This is a genomic window from Faecalibaculum rodentium (assembly GCF_001564455.1).
GTDB lineage: Bacteria > Bacillota_I > Bacilli_A > Erysipelotrichales > Erysipelotrichaceae > Faecalibaculum > Faecalibaculum rodentium.
The window spans coordinates 264,692-276,754 of the sequence record NZ_CP011391.1; the positions used below are offsets into that span (position 1 = coordinate 264,692).

The window sequence follows — 12,063 nt, forward strand, 5'->3', positions numbered from 1 at the left end:
TGGTCTCAAAGCACGGGATACGCCAAAAGCATGGGTGCCTATGCCGGAAAACAATGGACCTGAACCTTGGTTAAAGCAGTATAATGAGAACAGAAAGAACAAAGAGGATTTTTTTTATGGAAAAATCAAAGGTTTATTTTACAAGCGATACCAACCGGGATGCTCTTGTGAAGCTGTATGACAAACTGGGCAAAGAGCTCAAGGGCAACGTGGCCGTCAAACTGCACACCGGTGAACGCGGGAACCAGAACTTCCTGCGTCCTGAATTCGTCAAGCCGCTGGTCGACAAAGTGAATGGTACGGTCGTGGAGTGCAATACAGCCTACGGCCATGACATGGGCGGTCACCGCTTCAACACCATGGAACACGAGCAGGTTCTGAAGGAACACGGCTGGAGTGAAAACTTCGATGTGGAGATCCTGGATGCAGCCGGTCCCGACATGGTGCTGGAAGTGCCCAACGGTCTGCGAATCCAGGAAAACTATGTCGGAAAAGACCTGAACAAGTACAACTCCATGCTGGTGCTGTCCCACTTCAAGGGCCACCCCATGGGCGGATTCGGCGGCGCCCTGAAACAGCTGTCCATTGGCGTGGCCTCCACGGCCGGCAAGTGCTGGATCCACTCCGTCGGACAGTCAAGGGATATGAAGGACTGCTGGGAAAAGCCCGTGGAACAGGATCAGTTCCTGGAAGCGATGGCGGATGCGGCAGAATCCGTGCATGACTACTTCAAGGACAACATCGTATATGTGAACGTCCTGAAGAACCTGTCCGTGGACTGCGACTGCTGCCACGTGGCGGAGGATCCCTGCATGAAGGACATCGGTGTGATGATTTCCACCGATCCTGTGGCCATCGACCAGGCATGTGTGGACATGGTCTTCAACTCCAAGGACCCGGGCCGCGACCACTTTGTGGAACGCGTGGAATCCAGAAACGGCCGTCACACCATAGAAGCGGCAGAAAAACTGGGATTCGGTTCCAGGGACTATGAGCTGATCAACATCGACGAAGAGTAGCGTCAAACAGAATCTGAAGCGAAAAGCGGCAGCCTGCCCTGATGAGCAGAGTGCCGTTTTTTTGGGGTGACTGGATTTGCATGGCCAATACTCGCGCTTCACTTTTTGTACTCCTGCCCGCTTGCACGCTGATGCTTGTCCAGACCCGGCCCGTCCGGTCATGAGCGTCACGGGGCAATTGCGGGCAGGCTGGCCCGGGCTCCAGCCCTCTTTTCCCGACCCGTCATTCGATGACTATAATAAGAAAAGAAACGAGGTAACAACGATGACCTTTGAAGAAACACTGACCTCCCGCCGCAGCATCCGCCGCTACAAGGCTGAACCCGTCAGCCGGGAAGACATCGATGCCTGTCTCCAGGCGGCGATTCTGGCGCCATCCTGGAAGAACTCCCAGACCCCGCGGTTTTATGTCGTGCAGAGTCCTGAGATCCGGAAGCAGGTGAATCAGGAAGGACTGGCTCCTTTCAACGCGGACAATGCGGAAAATGCAGCCGTGCTGGTGGTCATTACCTTTGTCCGGGACAAGTCCGGATGGGGCAATGACGGAGCACCCGCCAATGAAGGCGGCAATGGCTGGGGCTGGTTCGATCTTGGGCTGGCCTGCGAAAATTTCTGTCTGCAGGCAGCGAATCTGGGGCTTGGCACTCTGATCATGGGAATCCGGGATGCCCATGCCCTGAAGCGGATCCTGGGAATCCCGGAAAATGAAATTGTGGGACCGGTCGTGTCGCTGGGTCACCCGGACATCGATCCGGTGATGCCGACCCGTCATTCCCTGGTGGATGCGGCGAAGTTTCTGTAAGGAGACCATGCCGGCAGGGGCCTGTCATATGAGCCGATAAGCCGGCAAAATCAGAAAAGCCAGTCAACAAACCTTTTCGAGGGATGTGACTGGCTTTTTATTCATGGGCAGCAGGCTGCTTTGGCTGCAGAGCTCCATTCACGCAAAAAAATGCCCGCCGGCATGAACCTGACAGCACTTTTACCATCGGCAGAACGGAAATCAGTCCGGAAAACAGAGAAACTGCCCATCATCCGGCGGGAGATGATGGGCAGTTTTGTCTGATTCTACTCGATGGGCCGACGGTAGAACCGGCCGTAAAAGTGATCCACCTTGTGGGTATAGGTGATGCATTCCGGATCCACTTCCCGGATCCGGCCGATGACTTCCCGCTCTTCGTAGCTGGAAACAATGGATTTGCACAGGAAGAAATTGCTCTGGCTGTAGGCACCGTAAGCCGGGATCACCGTCATACCGTGGCGGAAATAGGTCTTGAACTGCTTTGCCACCTGTTCCGGGTCCTTTGTGGTGATTTCCACCAGGATCTGGGAATACCGGTGGTAGTACCGGGAGATGGTCTGGGTGGAAATCAGCTGGAAGAGAATGGAGTAGCCGGCGGCTGCCCAGCCGAACATGCTGCCGAAGATCAGCAGGATCAGCACGTTGAAGGCGAAGACGTATTCCCAGATCCCGCGGTGGAAGCGTTCGGACACATACATGGCTATGAAGTCGGTGCCGCCGGTGGATCCGTCTGCTTTCAGGGCAATGACGGAGACAAATCCGTAGAGGAAGCCGCCGAAGATGACATTCAGGATCATTTCATCGAACAGCGGCGGGAAGTGCAGCACTTCCAGAAACAGGGATGTCAGGGTGAACTGAACACAGGAAAGGAATACAAAGCGCTTGGAGATCTTTCCGGCGCAGAACATTGCGGCGGGGATGTTCAGCAGAAGAATACCCAGGGAGGTGGAAAAATCGAATCCCACCAGCCCGGCGATCCGGTTGAGAAGAATGGCCACCCCGGTGAAGCCGCTGGACAGCAGGTCACAGGGGTCCATGAAGGTCTGTATCACATAGGTCTGGAGCAGGGAACTGGCTACAATCATGAGCAGCGAGGCGACAAACCGCATACGTTTGTCCCGAATTCCCTGTGGAGAGAGAAACTGTTCCAATATCATTCAAATTACCTCACTGCAATTGAGTATACTGAGACAGCGCTTCCAGACGCTTCCGCAATTTCCTAGCGCTAGGAAGCGGCTGTAAGGAAATGGAAATGAAAACGCTTCTATACTGAATGCACAAAGGAGGTGGCATAGTTGAACGCGAGACAGGAAAAAATCATTGAACTTCTCCGGGAAAGCGGAGGCTGGATGAAAGGCAAAGACATTGCCCTGGTCATGGGTGTGAGCACCCGCACCATCCGCAATGACGTGGAAACCATCAACGCTTCGCTCACCGGTGCCGCCATCGAATCATCCTTTCAGCTGGGTTACCATCTGAAGACTCAGGAGGCTCCGGTCTCCCGCGCCAAGTCCGTCATTCCCCAGACACCGGAAGAGCGGCGCAGTTTCATCCTCAAGCAGCTGCTGCGGCACCGGGATATCAACATCAACGATTTGCCGGAGAAAGTCTGCGTGAGTCTGTTCACCATTGAAAGCGACCTGCGGGTCATCCGCCAGTGGCTTGCGGATTCCTCCGACCTGCATCTGGAAAGCGGGCGCAACCGGATTCGGCTGGTGGGGGACGAAGCGGCCAAGCGCCGTCTGTACAAGTTCCTGTTGTCACAGGAGGTCGAGGAAAACTTCCTCAACATGGATACCCTCAATGAGCTGTATCCGGACTTCGACCTGACGGAAATCCGGGACCTTCTCGCGGAGTGCGAAAAACGCCACGGGATCGAGATCCGGGAAACCGCACAGTCCATGGTGCTTATGCACGTCGGCATTGCCCTGACCCGGGTGCTGAACTTCAATCCCATGGAACGGGTGGAGGCTCTGAAAGACCTGCAGGAAACCCCGCAGTACCTGGCGGCCCGGGAGTTCTGGGACAAGATCGCCCGGCGCTTCCAGGTCACGGCGCCGGAGCCGGAAATCAGCCAGCTGGCACTGCTCTTCATGGGCAAGGGCAGCGGCAACTACTACAAAGCCGACACCATTCCCGTCAACGGAAAGGATATCTCCCTGGAGGACCTGACCACCGCCATGCTTGAGGAAGTCCGGAAGCTCTACGGCGTGGATCTGACCACAGACAGCAAGCTCCAGGAAGGGCTGTCCCTGCATCTGCGGGGGCTGCTCCTGCGCCTTCGGGACAGGACACAGGTCGACAACGTCTATCTGGAGGAACTGCGGTGGCGGTTTCCGCTGATCTATGATATGGGCGTCACGGCTTCCCGCAAGCTGCATGAGATCCTGGGCATTCAGCTGGATCCCAATGAAATCGGGTTCCTTGCCCTGCACCTGGGTGCGGCCTATACCATTCACCGCAAGCCCAGCAAATACCGGGCCGTGGTGGTGTTCCCGAGCGACCAGGCCCTGGCAACGGTGGTCATCGAAAAGATCCGCCGGCAGTTCCAGGACCGCATGGACGTTGTGGCAGTGCTCGATGCCTATGAGAAGAAACGCGTGGAGGACCTGAACCCGGATCTGATCCTGACGACCCTCCCCCTGGACCACGGACTGAACGTGCCCACGGTCCAGCTCTCGGTGTTCTATTCCCAGGAAAACGAAAGCCAGATCTTCCAGCAGCTCAACCGTCTGGACAAGAACAGACAGAAGGACATTTTTCAGCACCGGATCCGGGAGCTGATCAAACCCGAGTATTTCCTGGAAACCCTGGACGCCAGTGACAGCGAAGATGTCATCCGCAAGATGTGCCAGCCGCTGGTGAAAGCCGGATGCATTCCCCCGGAATACGCCGATGCGGTTCTCGAGCGGGAAGGCTATGCACCGACGTCCTTTGCTGCAGGCTTTGCCCTGCCCCATGCGCTGAATGTCACCATCCGGGAATCGGCGATTTCCGTGGCACACCTGGATCACCCCCTGCAGTGGGGGGATCATTCTGTGGACTTTGTCCTGCTGCTGGCCATACGGGAGGAAGACCGGGAACTGCTCGGGATCTTCTTTGACTGGTGGATCCAGATCATCAGCGATCCGCTGCGATTCGGCCTTCTGAAGGAAAAGAACGGCTACGCCGCCTTTGTGCAGGCGATACTGGAGGAAAAGTGATGTATTGGAAACTGAAATATCTGACCTTTCTCGATCATGAGCCCTGTGCCGTGAACGACGGCAAGCGCCTGATGGCGTATCTCGTGGACTGGTTCCTTTCCGGGCTGTGCCTGAGCCTGCCCATGTGTCTGGCCTGGATGATGGCCACAAAGGACCTGGATCAGATGGAGAAAGTGAATGTCTTCCGCCTGGCGTCCGTCATTGGCGACGGACCGGCCCTGGCTGCAGCCGCAGCGGGTCTGCTGCTGTTTCTGTGGTACATGGTGTGGGTTCCCTGGAAGGTGAAACCCGGGCAGACACCGGGGAAGCGGATGATGGGCATTGCCATGGCCCGCAAGGACGGAAACCCCCTGGATCTGAAGACGCTTCTGCTTCGGCAGGTCATCGGGATCCTTCTGATGGAAGGGACGCTCTACAACGGATCCGGACTGCTCCAGGACATGCTCTCGCTGGGCACCGGCCTGAACTTTACCGGCATTCTGCTGTATGTGACCCTCGCGCTCACGATTGTGAGCCTGCTGGCTGCCTTCATGGCTGGAAGCCGGCGCATGATCCACGATTACCTGGCTGGAACCGTGCTTGTTCCTGTGGAAGAAGACCGGCCGGACCAGATGATCTGAATAGATAGAAAATAAGGAGAAAAAAGTATGGACAACCTTGAACTGATTTGTTTTCAGATGATTTCCAACGCCGGCATGGCCAAGAGCACATTCGTGGAAGCCATGCAGGAAGCCGAAGCAGGCAACTTTGATGCTGCGCAGGCCAAGATCGAGGAAGGAAAGAACTTCCTGGTGACAGGTCACGGAGTACACGCCGGCCTGATTCAGAAGGAAGCCGCGGGAGAAAAGACGGACCTGACGCTGCTGCTCATGCACGCAGAAGACCAGCTGCTGTCCTGCGAGACCCTGGAGATCATGGCTGAGCGTTTCCTCGCCCAGGCAAAGCGTCTGGCTGCCCTGGAAGCCGCTGCTTCCCAGCAGTAGGAAAACGCTTCCGGTCACCGGCGGCTGTAGCCGCTTACAATGAGTTTGTCATCAGGGAACAGCCCTGAACAAATAGAAAAAAGGAGACACAACATGAAAAAAATCTACCTGTTCTGCTCTGCAGGCATGTCGACTTCCATGCTGGCCAACGCCATGCAGCAGAGTGCCGACAGTCACAACCTGCCGCTGTCTGTCAAGGCGTTCCCGCACAACAAGCTGGGGGAGATCATTGACAACGACCGTCCGGACTGCATCCTGCTCGGCCCCCAGGTCAAGTACATGCTGAAGGAAACCGAAGACAAGTACGGCAAGGAAGGCATCCCCATCGCGGTGATCGATGCCGGTGACTACGGCATGATGAACGGTGAAAAGGTCCTGAAGTCCGCCATCGTTCTGATGAAGAAAGCAAAAAACAAGTAAGATTCCCCAGAGGAAAGCAATAAGAAAGAAAGAGAGAGTACCTATCTATGATGGACAAACTTGAAAAAGTCCTGATGCCCATGGCCTCCGCCATTGGTCGGAACAAGTTTCTGATCGCGATCCGTGACGGTTTCCTGGTATCAACCCCCCTTCTGATTGCAGGATCGATTTTCCTGCTGCTCGCCAACTTCCCGATCGAGGCATGGACCAACTTCGTTGAAAACTGCATGATCGGCGAATTCTCCCTGGCATCCCTGCTCTCCAAGTGCTCCGATGCGACATTCTCCATCATGGCAGTGTTTGCCACCATGGGCATCGGCTACACCATGGCCCGTGAAGAAGGCTCCACTCCGATCTTCGGTGCTGCTGTTGCGCTGATGGCCTGGTTCATCCTGATGCCCTTCCAGTTCAACGCAAACATCTCCAGCCTGATGGATGCCACAGGGGCTGCTGTCAACATTCCCGAAGGCGCCAATGCCGTAGTCGGCGGTCTGCAGTTCGGCTGGCTGGGTTCCAAGGGTCTGTTCGTGGGCATCATTGCCGCAATCTGCTCCGTGGAACTGTACAGCTGGGTTGAGCGCAAGGGCTGGGTCATCAAAATGCCCGCCGGTGTTCCTCCCACGGTCGTTCAGTCCTTCTCCGCTCTGATTCCCGCAACGATCGTCATGACGACGTTCTTCCTGATCAACATGATTTTCGCTGCCTGCGGAACGAACGCCTTTGACTTCATCTTCAAGTTCCTGCAGACACCCCTGCTGGGTCTGGGTGACACACTGGGTGCCATGGTTGTGGCTTACATCTTCCTGCACCTGTTCTGGTTCTTCGGCATCAACGGCGGATCTGTTGTCGGTGCGGTATTCAACCCCATCCTGCAGACTCTGGCTCTGGAAAACCTGGATCTCTACCGTGCAGTGGGTCCGGAAGGCTACACCGTTGCCAACGGCGCACACATCATTTCCCAGCAGTTCCAGGACCTGTTCGCCACCTTCGGCGGTGCCGGTTCCACGCTGTCTTTGCTGATTGCCATGCTGCTGTTCTGTAAATCCCGCCGGATCAAGGAACTGGGCAAGCTGTCTCTGGTTCCGGGTATCTTCGGCATCAACGAACCGATCATCTTCGGTCTGCCCGTTGTGCTGAACCCCATGATCCTGATCCCGTTCATTCTGGTTCCGACCATGAACATCGTGCTGTCCTACCTGGCCATGGCCATGGGTCTGTTCCCTCCCTGCAACGGAATCAACATTCCCTGGACCATGCCGGTGGTATTCTCCGGATTCCTGTCCACCAACTGGATGGGTGCCCTGTTCCAGATTGGCCTGCTGATCCTCGGTGTATTCGTCTACCTGCCGTTCATCAAGATCATGGACAAGCAGTACCTGGAAGAAGAGCAGAAAGCTGCCGAAGCCGGCGAAGAAGAGGAAATCGACCTGGACGACCTGTCTCTGGACGACCTTTAATAGGCTGTGTATGGCCGTGTCAGAATGATTCCCGGCGGGAATCATTCTGCACCGCCATACAGATCACCCAATGCTGCCTGGACTGATAACAATCAGAAACGGGCAGACATGACAAGCGGCTTCGAGGCTGCATGACAGTCTGAACGCAGAAGCCGGTCTGGTCAAAAGGACCGGCTTCTGTTTACAGACAACGGTTTGAAACCCTGCAAAAGGAGATTGACAATGAAACGAATCATGATGGTTTACGACCAGATCCAGGCCGGTGCCGGCACCAAAGACGACAAGATGGTCCCCCTGAAGGCCACGAAGGAAGTGGTTGGCCCCGCGGTGATGATGGACCGGTTCCTGAAGAAAAATGACGAAAAAGTCATTGCCTGCGTATACTGCGGCAACGGCACCTACAACGAAAACCCGGATGAAATCATCCGCAAGATCACGGCTCTGGCCGCGAAGCTGAAGGCGGATGCCGTGATCTGCGGTCCGTGCTTCAACTACGCGGACTACGCTGCCATGGCTGCTGCCACGGCAGACAGCATCACAAAGCACGGCATTCCGGCCGTTGCCTGCATGTCGAAGGAAAACACCGACACGATCAGTGCCTGGAAAGACAAAGTGGCAATCGTGAAGGGCCCGAAAAAGGGCGAAACAGGACTGAACGAAGCCCTGGAAAACCTGTGTGTCCTGACCAGCCAGATGGCAGACGGCAAGGACACCAAAGAACTGGAAGCCCGGATCTGCTACTAAGCGGTCCGGCCGCGACCGGATGCGGATTCCCGGTGGCCGGCTGTCGCCACGGGGTTTCGAAACAGCGAGACAGTCAAACAGAGAGCGAAAGCTCTCTTCTCTTTTGACAGAAACGGGTGTGTGCACCCGATGAGATAGATGTGCAGCTGCCCAAACGGCAGCTCAATGAGGAACAAGCGGTCTCAGGGACCGGGAAAGGACAAACGATTATGTACGGAATCATTGCAACCTGGCGCATGGCGCTGGAAGGAATCACGGAAGCCGAACACATGCTCAAGGATGGGGCCACTGCCTCCGATGCCATTGAAATGGCCATCCGCGCGGTGGAAGACTTCGAATACTACAAGAGCGTCGGCTACGGAGGACTGCCCAACGAAGACATGGAAGTGGAACTGGACGCTGCCTGGATGGACGGCGATGACCTGTCCATCGGCGCTGTGGCATCCATCAAGGATTTTGCCAACCCGGTCTCCATTGCCCGTCTGCTCTCCAGGGAACCCGTCAACAACATGCTCGTTGGCGCCGGTGCGGAGAAGTATGCCCACAAGATGGGCTTCGAGCGCAAGAACATGCTGACTGAACGTGCGAAAATCCACTACCACAACCGGAAGAAGGAAGTCCAGGAACTGGAGCTGAAGCCCTATTCCGGTCACGACACCGTCGGTATGGTGGACCTGGACTCCCAGGGTTCCATGGTGGCTGCCACCAGCACATCCGGTCTGTTCATGAAGCGTGCCGGCCGTGTGGGTGATTCGCCGATCTCCGGATCCGGCTTCTATGTGGATTCTGCCATCGGCGGTGCCACAGCCACGGGTCTGGGCGAAGACCTGATGAAGGGCTGCCTGTCCTATGAAATCGTGCGTCTGATGGGCGAAGGCCTGCACCCGCAGGAAGCCTGCGAGAAAGCCGTGCAGGATTTCGACAAAGTGCTGAAGGCGCGCCGGGGCAAAGCCGGTGATCTGTCTCTGGTGGCCATGAACAACAAAGGCGAATGGGGCTGTGCCACAAACATCGAAGGATTCTCCTTTGCGGTGGCAACGGAAACACAGGAACCCACGGTCTTCCTGGTGAAGTTCGACGAGAACGGCAGGCAGTATTTCGAAAAAGCCAGCGATGAGTGGATGGACAACTACATGAAGACCCGCACTGCACCGCTGGTCCGGAAATAAGACAGGGGCACATCATGAACAAGGAATGTGCATCGGCCCTGCTCAAACAGGCGCAGGCACAGAAACAGCCGCTGCTGACAGGACTCTTCGAGATCCTTTCCATCAACAGCGAACGGGGCGAAGCCGAAGCCGGTGCTCCCTATGGTCCCGGCCCCCGCAAGGCCCTGGAAGAAACCATGAAGCTGGCCGAGTCCCTGGGATTTTCCACGGAAACGGTGCTCGATCAGGTGGGGATCGCGAAGTATGAACCGGAGGGCACCGAAGGAAAACCCTATATCGGCGTGGTGGGTCACCTGGACGTGGTTTGCGCCGAAGGCGAATGGACAACCCCGCCGTATGAACCCGCGATCCGGGACAACCGGATCTATGCCAGGGGTGCCCTGGACAACAAAGGACCTGTGCTCGCCTGCCTGTATGCCCTGAAGGCCGTCCGGGACAGCGGCATGAAGCTGAACCGCCCTGTGTGGATCATCTTCGGAACCAGCGAAGAAACAGGCATGGAGGATATCCCGGCGTACCTGACCGTCAAGGAACCCCCGGTGGCGGGATTCACCCCCGACTGCAAGTACCCGGTGGTGTATGCCGAACGCGGCCGGTCGGTTTACGAACTGACCTTTGCGGATGAAGCCCAGGCCGCTGCCTGGTGCGAAGTGCATCCCGATGAAGCCAGCCTGAAGCTGGATATCCGGGATCCGGAATTCGGCATCCTCCAGCTGCGCAACCGCAAACAGAACGGAAACACCGTGACGTTTGCCGCCAGCTATCCCCCTGCCACGGATGCAGAACGCATTCTGGCGATCCTGGAAGAGAGCCTGCCGGAAGGAGCCGGGACAGCCCTGGTTTCCGACTGGAAGCCGGTGTTCTTCAGAAAGGACGGCCCGCTCTGCGCCTCCCTGCAGTGGGCGTACGAAACCGTCACCGGTCTGGATGGTACCCCCGTTACGACCACCGGCGGCACCTATGCCAAGCGCATGCCCAACATTGTGCCCTTTGGACCGAGTTTCCCGGGCCAGAAAGGCATTGCCCACCTGCCGGATGAATGGATGGACGTGGATGATCTCATGAAGAACCTCGAGATCTACACCCTGGCCATTGCGGATCTGGCGACACGCGAACTGTGAGGGAATCATGAACAGAGACATCAAAATTGAAGTCTGCGCCGGCGGCTATGCCGACTGCGTTGCAGCAAAACAGGGCGGTGCCGACCGTGTGGAACTCAACGGTGCCTTTGCCCTGGGGGGACTGACACCGACTGTGCCGGTCCTGAAAAAAGTAAAGCGGGACACCGGGCTGGAAGTCATTGCCATGGTGCGTCCGCGCGCCGGAGGGTTCTGCTACGACGCCGATGAGAAGGAAATCATGTTCGCCGAAGCCAAGAACCTTCTGGAAAACGGTGCCGATGGTCTGGCCTTCGGGTTCCTGAATGCCGATGGCGGCATCGACCTGGAGAACACTCGAAAGATGGTGGAGCTCATTCACCGGTACAGGGGAATAGCAGTGTTCCACCGTGCGATTGACGTGACACCGGACATCGATGCAGCGATCCAGATGCTCATGGACCTGGGCATGGACCGTGTGCTGACCAGCGGGCAGAAGGCAAAAGCCCTGAACGGGGTGGATGTGATCGCTGAGCTCCAGGAAAAGTACGGTGACCGGATCCAGATCCTGCCGGGCAGCGGCATCAATGCCGGCAATGCGGCAGAGATCCTGGAAAAGACGGGCGTGAACCAGCTGCATGCTTCGTGCCGTGGCTATCGCCCTGATCCCACGACCATGGGCGAAGACGTGAGTTATGCCTACCTGCCGGCTCCTCATGAAGGCGACTACGATGTGGCCGATGAAGAGGCGGTATGCTCGTTACGACGGGCAGCGGATACGGCTGCAGCAGCGTAACCTGGCCACCGAACCGGCCACTGAGCTGTGCAGACCCTGGGTCTGCGACAGTTCAGACGCCGGTTCGTTCAGAGAGAGCCAGACGCAGGACAGAGATACGTCTGGTGAAGGGGCTGTTGTCGAAGCGGTAATACACAGATAACTCCCGGAGAGCGGTTCAGAGATGAAGCAGTTCTCCGGGAGTTTGCATTTCCATGCATGCATGAACCCTGATTGTACCGCTCATCCAGTCACATAGCTGCATCAGATCTTTGGACTGACGCAGCTCAGTGGCTGGATCGGAGCAGATCCTCCTGCCCGAGGCAGAGGGAGCACATCTTGAAAACGGTGTTGCTCGCCTGAGGAAGCACCGGTGGAAGCCACGAGAAAATCC

General features: G+C 56.8%; 12 protein-coding genes. 11 read left to right on the forward strand and 1 reads right to left on the reverse strand.

Going from position 1 to position 12,063, the window contains the following annotated elements; all coding sequences use genetic code 11:
• Positions 1 to 116 precede the first annotated feature (116 nt).
• Together aalo17_RS01215 and aalo17_RS01220 are read left to right on the forward strand one after the other, a co-directional pair.
• Entirely contained in the window at positions 117 to 1,019 is a 903-nt protein-coding gene (locus tag aalo17_RS01215; RefSeq protein ID WP_067560033.1) for a DUF362 domain-containing protein, read from the forward strand.
• A gap of 265 nt (positions 1,020 to 1,284) precedes the next feature.
• Positions 1,285 to 1,821 (forward strand): nitroreductase family protein, encoded by a 537-nt coding sequence (locus aalo17_RS01220; protein WP_067554495.1) that lies wholly within the window; start codon positions 1,285 to 1,287, stop codon positions 1,819 to 1,821.
• A 266-nt stretch (positions 1,822 to 2,087) separates the two neighbouring features.
• Here the strand turns inward: aalo17_RS01220 and aalo17_RS01225 are convergent, their stop codons facing one another.
• On the reverse strand, positions 2,088 to 2,978 hold the full coding sequence (locus tag aalo17_RS01225; protein ID WP_067554497.1) for a YitT family protein: 891 nt from the start codon (positions 2,976 to 2,978) through the stop codon (positions 2,088 to 2,090).
• A 138-nt stretch (positions 2,979 to 3,116) separates the two neighbouring features.
• Between aalo17_RS01225 and aalo17_RS01230 the strand changes: the two genes are divergently transcribed.
• The 9 genes from aalo17_RS01230 to aalo17_RS01270 all read left to right on the forward strand — a co-directional run bounded on the left by aalo17_RS01230 (position 3,117) and on the right by aalo17_RS01270 (position 11,690).
• Entirely contained in the window at positions 3,117 to 5,024 is a 1,908-nt protein-coding gene (locus aalo17_RS01230) for a BglG family transcription antiterminator (RefSeq protein ID WP_067554500.1), read from the forward strand.
• Positions 5,024 to 5,644 carry an RDD family protein gene (locus tag aalo17_RS01235; RefSeq protein ID WP_067554503.1) on the forward strand — a complete coding sequence of 207 codons (621 nt, stop codon included), beginning with the start codon at positions 5,024 to 5,026 and terminating at the stop codon, positions 5,642 to 5,644. Before aalo17_RS01230 ends, aalo17_RS01235 begins: the two co-directional genes overlap by 1 nt.
• A 27-nt stretch (positions 5,645 to 5,671) precedes the next feature.
• Positions 5,672 to 6,007, forward strand: a complete 336-nt coding sequence (locus aalo17_RS01240) for a PTS sugar transporter subunit IIA (protein WP_067554506.1) — start codon at positions 5,672 to 5,674, stop codon at positions 6,005 to 6,007.
• Between the two features lie 93 nt (positions 6,008 to 6,100).
• Positions 6,101 to 6,427: a PTS sugar transporter subunit IIB gene (locus aalo17_RS01245; RefSeq protein WP_067554509.1), complete on the forward strand. Its 327-nt coding sequence runs from the start codon at positions 6,101 to 6,103 to the stop codon at positions 6,425 to 6,427.
• A gap of 47 nt (positions 6,428 to 6,474) precedes the next feature.
• A complete protein-coding gene (locus aalo17_RS01250) occupies positions 6,475 to 7,884 on the forward strand; it encodes a PTS sugar transporter subunit IIC (protein ID WP_067554511.1) in 1,410 nt (469 codons plus the stop codon).
• 222 nt (positions 7,885 to 8,106) lie between these two features.
• On the forward strand, positions 8,107 to 8,628 hold the full coding sequence (locus aalo17_RS01255) for a GrdB-related putative oxidoreductase (RefSeq protein ID WP_067554514.1): 522 nt from the start codon (positions 8,107 to 8,109) through the stop codon (positions 8,626 to 8,628).
• Positions 8,629 to 8,837: 209 nt separating this feature from the next.
• Positions 8,838 to 9,797, forward strand: a complete 960-nt coding sequence (locus aalo17_RS01260) for a glycosylasparaginase (protein WP_067554518.1) — start codon at positions 8,838 to 8,840, stop codon at positions 9,795 to 9,797.
• A 14-nt stretch (positions 9,798 to 9,811) separates the two neighbouring features.
• Positions 9,812 to 10,918 (forward strand): Sapep family Mn(2+)-dependent dipeptidase, encoded by a 1,107-nt coding sequence (locus tag aalo17_RS01265; RefSeq protein WP_067554521.1) that lies wholly within the window; start codon positions 9,812 to 9,814, stop codon positions 10,916 to 10,918.
• Between the two features lie 7 nt (positions 10,919 to 10,925).
• On the forward strand, positions 10,926 to 11,690 hold the full coding sequence (locus tag aalo17_RS01270) for a copper homeostasis protein CutC (RefSeq protein ID WP_067554524.1): 765 nt from the start codon (positions 10,926 to 10,928) through the stop codon (positions 11,688 to 11,690).
• Positions 11,691 to 12,063 lie beyond the last annotated feature (373 nt).